Annotated in this window: 10 protein-coding genes, 2 tRNA genes and 1 riboswitch; of the genes, 3 read left to right on the forward strand and 9 right to left on the reverse strand. The window is 49.2% G+C overall.

All coding sequences use genetic code 11. The features are described from left to right. Window position 1: 1 nt before the first annotated feature. From HMPREF1493_RS04210 to HMPREF1493_RS04235, 6 genes are all read right to left on the reverse strand, one after another. Window positions 2–2,170, reverse strand: coding sequence for a DUF6541 family protein (locus HMPREF1493_RS04210; protein WP_035428066.1), 2,169 nt, complete (start codon window positions 2,168–2,170; stop codon window positions 2–4). A 155-nt stretch (window positions 2,171–2,325) separates the two neighbouring features. Beyond that, window positions 2,326–2,402, reverse strand: a tRNA-Glu gene (locus HMPREF1493_RS04215). 19 nt (window positions 2,403–2,421) lie between these two features. Beyond that, window positions 2,422–2,495 (reverse strand) — tRNA-Gln (locus tag HMPREF1493_RS04220). A gap of 117 nt (window positions 2,496–2,612) precedes the next feature. Next, window positions 2,613–4,262 (reverse strand): L-serine ammonia-lyase, iron-sulfur-dependent, subunit alpha, encoded by a 1,650-nt coding sequence (gene sdaAA, locus HMPREF1493_RS04225; RefSeq protein WP_035428068.1) that lies wholly within the window; start codon window positions 4,260–4,262, stop codon window positions 2,613–2,615. A gap of 133 nt (window positions 4,263–4,395) precedes the next feature. Continuing rightward, window positions 4,396–5,910 (reverse strand): glutamate--tRNA ligase, encoded by a 1,515-nt coding sequence (gene gltX / locus HMPREF1493_RS04230; protein ID WP_035428070.1) that lies wholly within the window; start codon window positions 5,908–5,910, stop codon window positions 4,396–4,398. A gap of 91 nt (window positions 5,911–6,001) precedes the next feature. Then, complete coding sequence (locus HMPREF1493_RS04235; RefSeq protein ID WP_035428071.1) at window positions 6,002–6,970, reverse strand: 3'-5' exonuclease; 969 nt, start codon at window positions 6,968–6,970, stop codon at window positions 6,002–6,004. Between the two features lie 153 nt (window positions 6,971–7,123). On the opposite strand from HMPREF1493_RS04235, the gene HMPREF1493_RS04240 reads away from it, so the two are divergent. Then, entirely contained in the window at window positions 7,124–8,482 is a 1,359-nt protein-coding gene (locus HMPREF1493_RS04240) for a M18 family aminopeptidase (RefSeq protein WP_198013756.1), read from the forward strand. Between the two features lie 73 nt (window positions 8,483–8,555). Further along, window positions 8,556–9,311 carry a spermidine synthase gene (locus HMPREF1493_RS06870; RefSeq protein ID WP_051485263.1) on the forward strand — a complete coding sequence of 252 codons (756 nt, stop codon included), beginning with the start codon at window positions 8,556–8,558 and terminating at the stop codon, window positions 9,309–9,311. On the opposite strand, the gene HMPREF1493_RS04250 is transcribed toward HMPREF1493_RS06870, so the two are convergent. The 3 genes from HMPREF1493_RS04250 to HMPREF1493_RS04260 all read right to left on the reverse strand — a co-directional run bounded on the left by HMPREF1493_RS04250 (window position 9,286) and on the right by HMPREF1493_RS04260 (window position 13,549). After that, on the reverse strand, window positions 9,286–10,548 hold the full coding sequence (locus HMPREF1493_RS04250) for an MFS transporter (protein ID WP_035428072.1): 1,263 nt from the start codon (window positions 10,546–10,548) through the stop codon (window positions 9,286–9,288). The two genes, HMPREF1493_RS06870 and HMPREF1493_RS04250, sit on opposite strands and share 26 nt — an antisense overlap. A gap of 119 nt (window positions 10,549–10,667) precedes the next feature. After that, complete coding sequence (locus HMPREF1493_RS04255) at window positions 10,668–12,266, reverse strand: DUF438 domain-containing protein (RefSeq protein WP_035428073.1); 1,599 nt, start codon at window positions 12,264–12,266, stop codon at window positions 10,668–10,670. Between the two features lie 107 nt (window positions 12,267–12,373). Then, window positions 12,374–13,549, reverse strand: a complete 1,176-nt coding sequence (locus tag HMPREF1493_RS04260; protein WP_156921393.1) for an endonuclease/exonuclease/phosphatase family protein — start codon at window positions 13,547–13,549, stop codon at window positions 12,374–12,376. A 77-nt stretch (window positions 13,550–13,626) separates the two neighbouring features. On the opposite strand from HMPREF1493_RS04260, the gene HMPREF1493_RS04265 reads away from it, so the two are divergent. Further along, window positions 13,627–14,778, forward strand: coding sequence for a pyridoxal phosphate-dependent aminotransferase (locus tag HMPREF1493_RS04265; protein ID WP_035428075.1), 1,152 nt, complete (start codon window positions 13,627–13,629; stop codon window positions 14,776–14,778). A gap of 32 nt (window positions 14,779–14,810) precedes the next feature. Further along, a riboswitch (Lysine riboswitch) is annotated at window positions 14,811–14,975 on the forward strand.

Here is a 14,975-nt window from a genome sequence, read left to right on the forward strand (position 1 = left end):
CTTACAAGGTAATCTTGTACAACCTCATAGAACCTTCTTCCAGCACCACCTCAAAACCTGGGGTGGTGTCTGTTATTTGCGTGATACCTCTGAAGGTTCCAGGTTTGTAGGTACTGGTAACAGCGTTGGAGTAATCAACAACGTTGTTCAGAATAAGGACGTATTGTACGTTAAGGTCGCGTACCGTCTGAAGCACTTCAGGGTCGCTGGCAATGCGATTAAGGCGTTTACGAAGAATTGCACTCGCAGGACGTTCTGAAGCGTCATAGCCGTTAGGAAAACGCCAGAGCACATGTAAGTCGTTAGTGCCATACGCCCAGAGACTGCCATCTTGAGGTAGGTTTGCAATAACAGCACCTGCAGGAACGGTAAGCTCCACGCGACGTAAAAACTCCAATTCTTCCGATGTCAAAATGTAGTGATCACCATAGGCCTTCTCGGAAGCCTGTTTAAAGGCAGTAACGGCAGGAATTGGCTCTTCCGATTTAAGGTTTGGCATAGGAACCACATAGTTGAGCACAACCACACACGCAATAACTGCGCCAGCAATCAGAGGTTTAGCCCAAACAGTACAAAAGACGCAGGTCTGAGCTTTGGTCTGAGTCTGAATTTGGTGCTGAGTAGCTTTTTCTCGCCAAGAGGCAAACGTTTCCAGAGCAGCCCCGGCAAGGGTGGCCAGGCCAAGCGCTGCTAGCGGAATTGCCATAATGACGCAGCTTGCTGCAATGCGGAATGGATCGGTATACCAAAATCCCGAGAGATATCCCTTGAGTGGAACGTCAAACGTAATAATAAAAATGCAGAGTATAGACAGGTACATAAAGGCAGATACCATCCATCGAGCCTGCTTGTGCTTAAACGTCCATACAGCACCTACAAGCACGCAGATTGAAAGTATCGGTTGTGGAGAAACAAGCTCTCCACCTGCGTACGACTGTCCAATAAAGTCCATGCCAAAGGCGTGCAGAATAGCATCTTGCAGGCTAGAGTAGGCGCTCCACCAGAAATTGAGAGCCACGCCTCGCACAATCAAAACGTAGTAGAAAACAGACCAAATAACCAGCGCAAAGATAAAGAATACGTATGCCAGCGTGACAGGCTTGATTTGTTTTCCAAAGAGAACAACTCTGCGTTTTGATTCTCCAATGCGCGCAAAACTCCAAGGCAAAAGCACAACAATTGACGAGAAAATCGTGGAAGGATGCAAGATAAAGAGGGTAATCAAGCCAAGAACAAATATAACAATAAGCCAGATAAGGTCGTGTTTTGGTGTTTTTGAGCGAGTCATCTGCATAAAAATCCACCAAATAGAAGGCATTACACAGAAAGCTACGGTGTTAGGAAAGATTGGTCCATAGATGAGAAGCGACCAAGGGAAAACAAAAAATGCTAGGCAAACAAAAGCTCCACTGATAAGCGCAATGCGATGTTTAGGAAGAACTTTTGCAATAACCGAGCAGATTGAGAGCGGAAAGATAATTGCTGCACTGACAAAGTTGAGTGCATTACCTGCAATAGGAACGGTTGTAGAAACAAGCTGCGTTGTTAGTGCAACAATGATGTTCCAGCCTGAAGGATAAAATCCTGAAGAGCCCGGTTCCCAAGGTGTAATTGAAGCTTCTACGGTGCTGTAGAAGTCATAGTGAATTGATGAGTACTTTTGAGACTCAATCATTGCCTGCGTGACATCTAAGTGATGCACAATGTCCCAGCCCTGAACAAAGGAGCTGGCAGAGGGCAGGGTTGGTAAGAAGAGAAACCCTACGGTAAGAAGACCAATTACAACGTACAGAAGAGGCATCCAGAAAGGGAGTTCTTCGCAGATAAATGCTGGTACAGGGCTAGTTGATTGCTTGCCAGTGCGTATTGCTTCGGATTTGAGGAGTTTCTCGCTCCTGAAATCCTCTTTGTGTTTGGGTGCAACATAATAAACGTAGCCATTGACTAGAACTGCGATAAGCAGCGGGACAAGAACCATGACAGCCAAGGGGATGGGGATGTTCAGTGCGCTAAAGATTTCTCCCTCAATAAAATAGAGTGCGCAGCTTACCAAAGGAGCACTAACAAGTGCCCAGGGCTTTGGCATGCCGGAAGCATGCAACAAAATGACGCCCGGTACGTAAAGCAGGGCAATAATGACAACTACACTTTGGAAGAACTCAAGCCACATCCTGATCCAATCAAGGTGTTAGTAAAAATTCTTATACTTCTGGGTCACACGACTGGGCGTGACAGTTATTTCAAACAGACTGGTCTATTTTACGATAGAAGCAAAAGTGGTGTTGAGATAAACAAAAAGGACTTCCGAAGAAGTCCTTGAACATTTGGTAGCCCGTACCAGATTCGAACTGGTGATCTCCGCCTTGAGAGGGCGGCGTCCTGAACCGCTAGACGAACGGGCCATGTATGACTGGGAGGACATGGCTGGGATAGAGAGAGTCGAACTCCCGTTGACGGAACCAGAATCCGCTGTCCTACCACTAGACGATATCCCAAGATGTCATCCGTGCGCATCAGCGCGAGAAATAACTATAAAGGAGACTCGTCAGAGATGCAAGCAATAATTTCAAGAAATTCTGTTTGCAGCAAAAAATATTATACAAAACGCATCTCTAAGCGCAAGGAACGTCTCTAGTATTTGAGCTGAGCATGCGTTCTGCATCAATAAGCGCCTGGTCAAGAGGGGCACAGCCGGTGCAACTTGCGCATGCGGTAGGAGCGCTTGGAGTTGCGGCAAGACCACCTTTAGCTGTTTCTCTGAGAGAAACAGGAAGCGCAGCGCCAACTTCTGCCATAGCGTGTGCAACCTCATCAAACGGAATTGGGTTACCAACGCCCGCAAGAGCAAGCTGAGAAGAGCTTACGGCAGCAGCTACGCCAATAGCGTTTCTATCTTGGCAAGGATACTCAACCAGTCCTCTGACAGGGTCACAGACTAGTCCTAGAAGGTTAGAGATGGCAATAGAAGCAGCGTCCAAGCACTGTTGAGGAGTGCCACCCAAGAGCTCGGTCAGTGCAGATGCGCTCATGGCAGCAGCTGATCCAACCTCTGCCTGACAGCCGCCCTCAGCGCCAGAAACACTTGCGTTGGTGGTTAGAATGGCTCCAATAGCACTTGCATTCCAAAGCGCAGAAATAACTTGCTCGTCGGTGGCACCAATCTCTTCTGCTACCGAGATAAGCGATCCTGGTACAACGCCAGAAGCTCCTGCAGTAGGAGCGGCAACAATGACACCCATGGTTGCCGAGCGCTCAAGCACGGCCATAGCATAGGCAACGGCTCGTGTTTGCGTGGTGCCCATAAGCGCACTTGAGATTGCAGCCGGGGTTTGTGCTACGGTCTTGGCCTGGCCGTTGAGCAGACCACCAATGGACTGACGAGGCGTCTTGATAGTGTCGTGAACCTCATTGCGCATAATCTCAAGAACGTGAGCCATCTCAGCATCTACGTCCGCATCTGGTCGCAGGTCCTTCTCGCGCTGGCGCATAATCTGGCCAATAGAAGCTCCCGTCTTGGAGCACCTGGCGAGAAGATCTGCGCCGTTGTCAAAGGCTCCTGAAAGCACGTCGTTTGTGACCTGTGGAGCTGCTCCTGGAATGGAAACCTGAGCGGCATACGAAACGTGAGGTGCCAGCTGGAAGAGGTCGAGGACTTTCTGCTCAATAGGCTCGTCAATCTCAAAGACAGTGTGGGCAAAGCCGCCACGCTCTGAGCGGAAGGTGCGCATAGTTGCAACATTGATGTTTTGCGTGGCCAAAATAGTAGTGAGAGCTGCAAGAACACCGGGTTTATCGCGATGTGAAACAAAAATAGTGGGCATATCGCCAGACATGCGAATGCGTACGCCATTGACGCCAGAGATGCGAATACGGCCGCCACCAACAGACTCGCCCATAACAGAAACGTGAACGTTATCTGCGCCATAGAGGTGAATTTCTACGGTGTTTGGGTGCAGAGTCTCGTCGTCGCCCTTTTCAATAACGCTGTAGTTAAGATGGGCTTCTTCTGCCAACATGAGCGCTTCACGGACGCGCGTATCGTCTGGAGCAAGGCCTAAGATTCCTGCAATCAGAGCATAATCAGTGCCGTGACCAAGGTGGGTATGAGAGAAGGAGTTGTAGAGCCAAAACTCAACGCGCTCCAGCTGCTTTGGTGCAAGCGAGCGTGCAACCAGAGCAATGCGCAGGGCTCCTGCTGTGTGCGAGGAAGAAGGACCCACCATAATGGGGCCTAGGACCTCAAACGCAGACATAGAAATCATAGCTACTCCAAAACTAAACAAACGATAACGATAAAAGAGCTGCAAAACCATCTGTTTTACAGCTCTTGTGTGGTTTTACTTTTGATACCCACTTACGCTTGGAAGAATACGCGGCAGGCGCGCATTCAACGCGTTATTTGCAAAGCTCCAGAGCGCGGTCAAGGCGAGCAAGGCAAACCTCACGACCAAGAAGCTCCATAGACTCTCCAAGAGGAGGGGAGACCATGTTGCCGCACTCAGCAACACGAATGGACTGGAAGACAATGCGTTTCTTAAGGTCAAGCTGCTCTGGAAGCACCTCAAGGGCAGCGTCAATTGCTGCAGCCTTCCACTCGTCCTCAGAAACGCCCTCAAGAGCAGTCTTTGCAGCCGCAAGGACGGTAGCACTCTGAGCAGCGTCTTTGGTAAGACCCTTCTCAACGCTCTTTTGATCAAGGGTGACGTTTGCGCCTTCATACAGGAAGCGGGACTTCTCAATGACGTCTGGGCTTACTGTGGTACGAGGACGAAGAATCTCGGAGAGCAGGTCATACCAGCCTGGACGAGTTGCGTAAATCTCATCTGCATCAGTTGCGTTGCCTTGAACGGGCTCAAGACCTGCGCCCACAAGCTCTGGAATCAGAACAGTCTTTGCAAAGGTCTGGCTGTCCATATTGGCAAGGTAGGTTGCATTAATCCAGTTCAGACGCTCTGGGTCGGACTTAGCAGGGTTCTTGGAAACGTGGTCCAGAGAGAACTGAGATGCCAAAACGTCACGAGGAACAATGGTTGTCTCGCCATCAAGTGACCAGCCGAGAAGAGCCAGGTAGTTGACAAAGGCATCTGCAAGATAGCCCTGGTCACGATACTCCTCAACAGAGGTTGCTCCATGACGCTTGGAGAGCTTCTTGCCGTCAGGGCCCAAAATCATGGAGATGTGTGCGAAGGTTGGAACAGGTGCGCCCAGAGCCTCGTACACCATAATCTGACGAGGAGTGTTAGACAGGTGGTCATCGCCACGAATGATGTGGGTAATGCCCATGCCAGCGTCATCAACAACGGTGGCAAAGTTATAGGTTGGGGTGCCATCAGAACGGAAGATGATAAAGTCATCAAGCTCGCGAGCGTTAAAGGTTACGTCACCGTGAACAGCGTCGTGGACAATAACGTCGCCGCGGTCCAGAGGAACCTTGATACGGATGGTATAAGGCTCGCCAGCATCAATGCGGTGCTGTGCCTCTGCAGGATCAATGTTTCTGCAGGTACGCTGATAGCCCTGGAAGGGGTCGTGACGCTCCTCTGCGGCCTTCTTGTCTTCAGCAAGCTTCTCTGGCGTGCAGAAGCAAGGGTATGCCTTGCCCTCTGCCAGCAGTTTGTTTGCTGCCTCACGATACAAATCAAGACGCTCGGTCTGGCTATAAGGACCGCAATCGCCGCCCTTATCTGGACCCTCGTCCCAATCAAGACCAAGCCACTTCATGGCGCGCAGAATAATCTGAGTGTTCTCCTCAGTTGAGCGCGTAGGATCTGTGTCATCAATACGAAGAATAAACTTGCCACCATTTGCGCGAGCAAAAGCCCAGTTATAGATAGCAGTACGTGCACCTCCGATGTGCAACTTACCTGTTGGGGATGGCGCAAAACGTACTCTAACCTGCTTCTCTGACAAAACTCCTCCTTGGCAGTTATTTTCTAGCGAGAAAATCTAGTTTACGCATTCTTTAGTATAACGCTTGAACACAGGTAACCGACAACGTTGCCTAGTCTTCAAACATATTGTGGTCTGCAAATTCTGCTTGAACGGTACGAATCATAAGGTCTACGTCTTCAAGTCCCAAGTGACGTTCCTTCTCGTCCGCTGCGAGCGTGTGCCTACGACGTGCCCAGTTCTCAAGTGCGGCAGGGGAAGACTCACGGGGAAGAGACCTAATTTCTGGGTCCAAACGACGGCAGATGTCGCGGGAGTCAATGACAATAATCTTGCCCGCTTTTCTAGCCTCTGCGTAACCATCAATGTTGAACATGAACCAAGAATCCTCAAAAGCAGCATTGTGAGCCATAAAAGGAATCTTTTTCATAGTTGCCAGTAGGGCCTCTTGGGCTTTTTTATCGTCTCTAAATGATTTTTTGCCCTCAACATCTTTCCAGGTAATCTGGTGAATATCGGCAAGAGGGACACCTTTTTCTTTGTACATCTCTGGGATTCCAAAGTAGGCAGTGTGAGGCTCTACGGCAACGGTGTTGCGACCAAGATTCCAGAACTCAAAGCCCACGTTAACAATGTAGCCCAGCTCAGGGAAGCGCGAGGTGGTCTCAATATCAATGCCCAAAACCGTGCCAGAAACGCTCTTCTCGACATAGGCAATTTGCAAGTCGTTAAGAAGAGGACCTGCGGTTTTAAAGACAGCCTTAGGACGACGACGCTGCATCTTTGCAACGGCAGCCGCAAGATCGTCGTTTGAAAGACCGCGAGAAAGTCCAACGCCTCGATGGTTTCTGAGTCTCTCCACGCCGTAGGTATCGCAGAGCGAGCGCGTTCTATCTGCAAGTTGTTGAATGACAGAAAACTCTACCGGCTCTTGGCCAAGTGGCGCTTCCTTCCAGGCATCAAGCAGCGTTTTAATGGCATCACAGTTTTTGTTGACCTCGCCGATGATGGACTGATCATCAACAAGAAGGCCAGGTATGACAAACGCATTTGCGTGCTCAATAGCTTGATTGATATCCATACACTCTCGCTTTGGTGGGTGAGAATTAGTTCGACATATAAGTATCTACCCTGAAGCGCGTATTCTTTGCGTCATTTTCTAGAAAGTGCGCGCCTCACTAAAAATGCGTGCTAGGCTGTTGAGTGCAACACAGTTCTATGAAAGGTTTTACGCATGTCTGATTTGAATGAGTCACTTGCTCTTTCTGAGGAGCTCCTTGCTTTTATTAAGCAGAGCCCTTCTATGTTTCATACCACACAAACCATCAAAGAGTACCTGCTAGAGAGCGGTTTTACCTATCTATCCGAAGGATCTTCTTGGGATGTTCAGCCAGGCGGCTTTTACTTTACCACGCGCAACAATTCTTCAATTGTTGCCTGGAAAGTTGGCGAGAAGTACCGTGAGTCCCAAACCTCAAACGCTGATGCTCCTTATCATTTCCAGCTTGCTGTTGCCCATGGCGATTCTCCAACCTACAAGGTAAAAGCTCAGCCAGAGCTTACCGGTGAGGGCAACTCGCTACGTCTGAACACCGAGGCATACGGCGGCATGCTTGATCACACGTGGTTTGACCGTCCTTTGGGTATTGCCGGTCGTGTGCTGGTCAAGGTAGGAAACAAGGTAGAGTCCAGGCTGGTCAACATCGAAGACGACGTTGTTATGATTCCAAGCTTGGCTATTCATCTTGAGCACAAAAATGGTCTCTCGCCAGAGTTCAATCGCGCTAAAGATCTGATGCCACTCTTTAGTGCTGGAGAGCTTAATCCCGGCGCCTTTAACGCCCTGGTAGCTGATGCAGCAGGCGTGTCTCAAGAGGACATTCTTTCTCGCGATTTGTTCTTAGTTGATCACACGGGCGGCCGTATTTGGGGTGCTAAGAAGGAGTTTGTTTCCGCTGGTCACCTGGATGACCTTCAGTGCGCCTTTGTAGCACTTAAGGCTTTCCTTGCGTCTTCAAATGAGCAGGACATTTCTGTGTATACCTGCTTTGATAATGAAGAAGTTGGTTCAAATACCAAGCAGGGCGCAAAGTCTACGTTCCTTAAAGACACGCTGCAGCGCGTTAACGCCACGCTTGGCTTTACGCAAGAAGATTACTACCGTGCGCTCTCGGCGTCTTTGCTGGTAAGCTGCGACAATGCTCATGCGGTGCACCCCAATTATCCCGAGAAGCACGATGCGGTCAACAAGCCGTATCTCAACGGCGGCATGGTTATCAAAGAAGCAGCACGTCAGTCGTACTGCACCGATGCGTTTAGTCGCGCCATTGTCGAGGCAATTTGGAAGCAGCAAAACGTTCCTTACCAGGTCTTTGCTAACAGAAGTGACATGCCAGGTGGATCAACGCTGGGCAACCTCTCCAACATTCAGGCCAGTATGCACGCCGTTGACGTGGGCCTGCCACAGCTTGCTATGCACTCCGTGTACGAGACCGCGGGCACCAAAGACACGCTTTTAGGGTACCAGGCGCTCAAGGCGTTCTATGACACCTGCGTCTGCATCACCGATGCCGATTCGTTTGAGTTGAGGTAGTACCTGGCGAGAAACCCCGTGTACTAGCTATACTTACGTACGTCGCATACAACACATTACTTGAAGGAGCTCCATGTCAGAAAAACAGCTTACTGCTCATGATATGGAGCTCCTAACTTGTGCAGGTATTTATGTTGAACCTCAGGCACTGAATGGCCCTGCGTTGGTATTTCCTATTTCAGATGGTGAGGGTGGAGAAATACGTGTGTTGTGGCAGGGCGGCGCCTATGAAAGTGCAACGTACACAGATTCAAGAAAGAACCAGCTGGTATTTCCTTATCTTGAGCTGTACGACTTGCTGTTTGAAGCTGCGTGTCCCGTGCATTCAGTTTTGATGCTGGGTGCCGGCGGCTGTTCGTATCCTCGTTATTTAGTGGCTCATCATCCAGAGGTTTCTTGTGATGCACTGGAGATTGACCCTAAAATTGCAGCTCTAGCTCATAGCTATTTCTTTGTGGATGAGGCTATTAGAGAGAGCAATGGTAGGCTTCAGGTACAGGCAGCTGATGGCGTTGAGTATATAAAGAGCCTAGCTACCTCTGATAATAGGCGCTATGACGCTATCTTAAACGACTGCTTTAGCGGAGAAGTTCCACCTACAGCTATGATGACCAGTGAGTGGATGAGTCTGGTGGCACACTGCCTTACTCCTGGCGGAAGATATCTCACAAATGTAGTTTCTGCACAGATAGGAGAGGGAGCGCATCAGCTTGAAGTGCTCCTAGATGCTGCTCACACAGTGTTTGATCAGGTAGAAATTGTACCTCTGGATCCAGAAGCAGACCCAAGAGAGCCAGATAACCTTATACTCGTTTGTCAGCGCGCTTAAGTGCGGTGAGCGCTAGGGCAAGACAGCTGCTCATCAGTACAATGCCAATGCCAAAGAGCACTAAGAAACCGTGGGCTGAGCCGTCTACAATTAGGCTCCAAATAATGAGCGCACAGGCAGAGACAAAGCTGCTGACACCTGCAATTCTTGAGTAAATAAGAGTGGAATCTTTTTTACCAAAGACCGCACGTACCAAAAGTGGCGAGCCGACCGTTGTAAGGGCATAGGCAATTCCAAAAAGGAAGGTTCCCGCAAGTAAAAGCGGTAATACTGGAAGCTTAATCCCCAACATAAGTAAGCCAACAATACCCGAGAAAATTCCTACAAAGCAAGCAAGCTTCACGGAGATATCGCTTAAAGCACCTAGAAGCACTTTTCCAATAGCTTGACCCAGCATAGTTGTTCCAGCAAGAAGGCCTGTGGCAGCAGCAATGGCAGGAGCAGTTTCTGCAAAGGTTGCTGCATAGCTTGGGAAGTACTGAGAGATTTGCTGGTTAAAGGTAATGAGCGCGTAAAACGCAGCAACCATATAAAACTCTGGATATTTCATTGCGTCATCAGCAGAGATGTCGGTTGAAGAAGTCTCTGCAACCTCAATGTTTTTCTCGTCAGTAGAGGAGAAGGTAAGAGGGGTAAGGCCAAGGTCTTGGGGTTTCTCGCGCACCACAAAAAGGGTGAAGGGGAGTGTTCCTACAAGCATAACCAGCGCAAAAATCAGATAGCAAGCGCGCCAACCTTCAGGACCAGACGAAATAATGGCAGATCCGATGGGGTTAAAGACAGTGCCGCCAATACCGGTAAATGCAAAGCAGAGACCCATAAAAGTACCAACGCGCTGGTCAAACCAATCATTAATGAGGGCGGGGACGCACAAAAACATGAGAGCTGGTACGCCAATGCCAAGTCCCACTGCACAGAGATAAAAATGCCACATTTCTTGAGCTGCTGACATAGCTCCATATGAGATTGCACAAATGATAACGCTTGCAGAAAGCACGAGGCGCGTGTCGTGTGTTTTATAGAACTTGCCTATGAATGGTAGAACTACCGTCATAGCAATGCAGAGTACCGAGAAGACCGCAGAGAAGGCAACGCGGGGAACGCCAAAATATTGTGAAACTGGTGTGATAAAGATGCCAAAGCACGTAAGGATAATGGCGCACGGCAAAAACATGATGACAATACAAGTTGCAACGATGGCGTATGCATATTTAGTGCCGAGTAAACGATGTAGCACTGAGGCTCCTCTCTTTTGGCCAGAAATAGTGTAGGCGATGTGCCTTAAAAAGGACACATCGCCTACCAAGTCGTACAAAATTTTTAAGAGGCAACTCAGGGTTTTACGCGCTCAAGATCTTAGCTGTCAGAACCTCTGCGGTTCTCGCCCTCAAGAGCACGGATTGGTCCGATGTCCTGAGTGGTCTCAAGAGCGCCCAGGTAGTTACCCTCTTCATCGCGAACAGCAAAGTAACGGACGTAGAGGAACTTATCTCTGACCTCAAACCAGAACTCGGAGGAGTCGCTACGACCGCTCCTGAACTCGGTGAGGATGCGACGAACAGCTTCCTGGCTCTTTGGTGGATGGCAGTCATATACGTCGCGGCCAAGGCAGCTCTTAGGACGAGGGAAAGCACGGGTGTCGCCGTGGCTGAAGTAACGTGTCTTGTCATCTGCATCAACAAAGGTAATGTCAAGCGGAATGGTTGCAAAGACAGCCTCAAGCTGCGGAATGGTGAACTCACCGGTAGAGAGCTTGACCTTACCGTCAGCAGAAATTGCTTCCTCTTCTGCTTCAGCGTTATTCTCGTCCATAGCGGCTGCGGCTTCCATCTCTTTAAGCTTGTCGTTTGCAAGCTCAAGAGGATCTGCGTGCCATGAAGGAGGATTGACGCCAAATGCGTGGCCAAACTCGTTCTCTTCAGCAGCAATCTGGGTCCACTGGGTAGCGGTTAGGTGCTCAAGGGAAAGTGGAATGAGGACGTTTTCTTCCTTGGATGCCATGGACTCAGCACCCTCAATAGCCTCATCCAGGTAGTCAGCAACGGCAGCCATAAGGCCTGCATCATACTGGCCGTATGCAGTCTCGAGCAGGGCCTCTGCGCCGTTAACAGCGTTTCTTACCTCGTCGTCCTTACCCCACATAACCTTTGAAGGACCAGTGATATCGTGGCGCTCAAGATGAGGGAAGAGCAGCTCTTCCTTGCGCTTGTAGTGAACAAAGACCTCGTCAAAGGCGTCCATATCAGCCTTTAGAATTGCTGCAACACCAGCGCACTCTTCGTTGCTGGAAGACTCGGTAAGCGTACGAGCACGCTTCACATCTGGAGCAACGCGGTCGTGGATAAAGGCAAGAATGCGGTCGTTCTCTTGGCGCATGGTCCAAACAGGATGGCCAGGAGTCTCTTCAACAGCGCCTGTTGGTGCGCAAGAAACCTTGCCTTCAAAGAGAGCGGCATGAACGTCACAGAGCTTGAGGACCTTCTCCATAGGAACGCCGCCAGCAATAAGCTCCTGCTCAGCGTTAGAGATCTCTGAGCCAGAGACGTCCTTGAAGTTACGGGTAAAGTCCTCGCGAACAGCCTCGACGTCCTCACCGTCGTTGAGGCGCTCAAGGTACTGGGCGATAAGAGCTTTGCGCTCCTCGGGGGTCTGAGCAATAGGTGCGTCCTCTGCCTCTGCCTCTGCGGGTTTCTCGTCAGCTGGGGTTTCTGCTGCTGTAGGCTCCTTATCACCAAGAATGGTAAAGCCGTGAGAGCGGAAGATTGCTTTGAGCTCCTCAAGGTCTACGCCTTTGTGGTCGCAACCTTTAGGGATGGTCATAAAGCGTCCCATGGTCTGAAGACGGCCTGGCTCGGTAATCTCGGCAAAGCCATTTTCTGCCATGAGGCCTTTAATAACGGGATACTTAGTGCAAATCTCATAAACGGATTTGCTTAAATCAAGAACCTGTGCCATACGGGCTCCTCTCGGATGGGTTTAGAAAGTCCACTTTGGCTTACTTTATACCCAAAGTGTGACAGGAGTTCCATATGGCTTTTGTTGTGGTTACAACAAAACAGAAATTATTCTTTACTCTTTAAGGTAAAAGACAGAAGAACCGGGTTGTGGTCTGAGTAAGCAAATTGCGTGTCAATGTTTCTGGCGGTTGCAACAACGTTATCCGAGACAATCCAGCCATCAACTGTGGTGGTGTACGTCTTGTCCTTCTCGTATGGGATGTCATCTCCACGGCAGGTAGGAACGTTGGTAAGGTTGTCTGGAGCTACAACGCTAAAGCCTTCTGGCAAATCAGAATCTTTGAGTTCTGCTACCCAGTCTGGTACCTGCTGAACAGAAGGGTAGAGTGTAAGCGAGCCCAAAATGGCATGATTCCAGTCGCCACCCGCAATAACGTAATTGCCCTTAGCGCGCTCCTCAGACATTATTTTGGTTAGAAGTGCAAGCTGCTGCGCGCGACTGGTGCCACCTTTGTCGTAGGCAGACATGTGGCTGTTAATAAGTACCAGCTCATGACCATCGCTGGTAGGATAGCGTGTAATCATAAAGCAACGGTCTAGGTCAAAGAATTTTGTTGGGAACGACTCGTCAATGGGGTAGGTACGACGAGTTGCGCTTGAAGCAAGTACGTTTGAAAGCGTCAGAATTCCAGAGTTAGAGGTTCCGTGGAACTCCGTAAGTGGATAGGCGAGAAACGCGGTGTGGAAGTTCTGCGCAAAATATGATGCGTAGGATCCAAAGCGGCTCTCTGCTTCAGAAACTTGATTCACATGCCAGCTTCTGTCAGATGAAGTATCAATCTCTTGGAAAAGAATAAAGTCAGGGGCTGTACCACCATTCAGAGAAGAAACGGTGTTCAGGGCACCGTTTGTGGTGTAAAGAACGGAGTTTCTGCTGACAGCACGGCCGTGAGTTCCCACGGTGCGTGTGCCATCCTGCATGATGCCTTCATCCATAAAAAAGGTGTAATCAGGGGTGTAAGCACCAAAGCCAATGTTGTAGGTCGAAGCTGTGTAGGTTTGGCCTACCTGTACAGTTGTAGCCTCAGGAGAAGCACCTTGATTGGATACGGGAGTATTGTCAGGAATGCGATAGTAATTAAGCTGCAGGTAGAGGGCATATCCACCAAGAACCAGTAAAGCTAGAACAAAAAGCCCACCTACAAATTTGAAAAGTGGTGCAAGAACCCTTTTTAGAAGGCCAATAATAAACTTAAGGCCAAGAGACAAAACTCTTTTCATGCGAACCTCGTATCAATCAAGTGTCGTATGATTTAAATGATAACTATTATGGATTGAAATTACTTTGAGGAGTTTGTATGTCGCTATCAAGAAATACAACACTAGAGCTTTTCAAACCCTCTGGTATCAGGCGTTTCTCGGCACTTGCTGCTGCAACACCAGGATGTATTTCTTTAACTATTGGAGAGCCGGGAGAAGACACTCCAGCTCCTATTTGCAACTTAGTAGACAGAGAACTTGCAGCTGGAAACACGCATTATCCACCCAACGTTGGTACTCTTGAACTTAGGGAGGCCATTGCTGCCTGGGAGTCTGCTCGTGGTATGAAGGTAGGCCCAGACGGCATTGTAGTTACCGTGGGAGCTGCGGAAGCCATTTCTGCAACTATGCTGACCCTTATGAATCCAGGCGATGAAGTTATCATTCCTGAACCAGCGTATCTGGTATACAAAACACTCTGCCAGCTTAATCGTGGTGTAGTCGTGCCGCTTGATACCAGCACCAATCATTTCCAGATTGATGCTGAGCAGCTTAAATCAAAGATTTCAGAGAAGACAAAGCTTATTGTGCTGACGTCTCCCAACAATCCTACGGGATGTGTTTATACAAAAGAGTCGCTTGATGCGGTAGCTAATCTTGCGCGTGAACACGGCTTTTATGTGATGTGTGATGACGTTTATAGAGAGCTTGCCTATGTTGAGGACGTCCCACGTTTTGTTGAGCTCTACCCAGATTTGTCTGATCGCTGCATTGTGACAAATAGTTTCTCCAAACCATGGGCAATGACGGGCTGGAGACTTGGCTGGGTTGCCACTTCTGACGAGCTTGCGACAGATATTGGAAAGGTTCACGCCCAGCTGGTGTCTTCTGTTCCTTCATTTTTGCAGCCAGCTGCTCTCTATGCACTTTCTTATGATGTCACGCCTATGCGCACAAACTATCAAAAGCGCAGGCAGATTGTACTTTCTGCGCTTCAAGATATGAAACTTCCTGTTGAAGAGCCAGAAGGTGCCTTCTACGCATTCCCATCAATCAAGGAATTTGCCCTTGATTCTGAGCCGTTTTGTGAGCGAGCAATCAAGGAGTTTGGTATAGCACTGGTACCTGGTGTTTTCTTCGGCGCCGAGGGCTATGTACGTATCAGTTATGCTGCTTCTGACAAGAATCTGACAGAAGGCCTTTCTCGCCTTAAGACTTTTGTTAATACTTTGCGAGAAGAACAAAACTAGCCCAAATACAGAGCTTTCTGTGGTAGGGTTTTACTGTCAATAGAGGAGCGAGCACGATGGGTTCTGGGTTAGTCGGCAGGCAGTGACCCCAGAAGGAGGCGAGGTTCGCCGAACTTGGCAATCAGGCGTGGTTGTCAGGTGGGCTTGTATGAAATACATGCAAGACTGTCCGAGATTTCGGGGGTGCTACTTTGACG

This window comes from Atopobium sp. ICM42b (assembly GCA_000564995.1).
Taxonomy (GTDB): Bacteria; Actinomycetota; Coriobacteriia; order Coriobacteriales; family Atopobiaceae; genus Lancefieldella.

What these genes read in the sequence shown, in the direction of transcription:
- HMPREF1493_RS06870 (WP_051485263.1), top strand. Translation starts at nt 8,556, where the DNA reads ATGTCAGAAAAACAGCTTACTGCTCATGATATGGAGCTCCTAACTTGT.
- HMPREF1493_RS04210 (WP_035428066.1), bottom strand. Translation starts at nt 2,170, where the DNA reads ATGTGGCTTGAGTTCTTCCAAAGTGTAGTTGTCATTATTGCCCTGCTT.
- HMPREF1493_RS04240 (WP_198013756.1), top strand. Translation starts at nt 7,124, where the DNA reads ATGTCTGATTTGAATGAGTCACTTGCTCTTTCTGAGGAGCTCCTTGCT.
- HMPREF1493_RS04235 (WP_035428071.1), bottom strand. Translation starts at nt 6,970, where the DNA reads ATGGATATCAATCAAGCTATTGAGCACGCAAATGCGTTTGTCATACCT.
- HMPREF1493_RS04255 (WP_035428073.1), bottom strand. Translation starts at nt 12,266, where the DNA reads ATGGCACAGGTTCTTGATTTAAGCAAATCCGTTTATGAGATTTGCACT.
- sdaAA (WP_035428068.1), bottom strand. Translation starts at nt 4,262, where the DNA reads ATGATTTCTATGTCTGCGTTTGAGGTCCTAGGCCCCATTATGGTGGGT.
- HMPREF1493_RS04260 (WP_156921393.1), bottom strand. Translation starts at nt 13,549, where the DNA reads ATGAAAAGAGTTTTGTCTCTTGGCCTTAAGTTTATTATTGGCCTTCTA.
- HMPREF1493_RS04265 (WP_035428075.1), top strand. Translation starts at nt 13,627, where the DNA reads ATGTCGCTATCAAGAAATACAACACTAGAGCTTTTCAAACCCTCTGGT.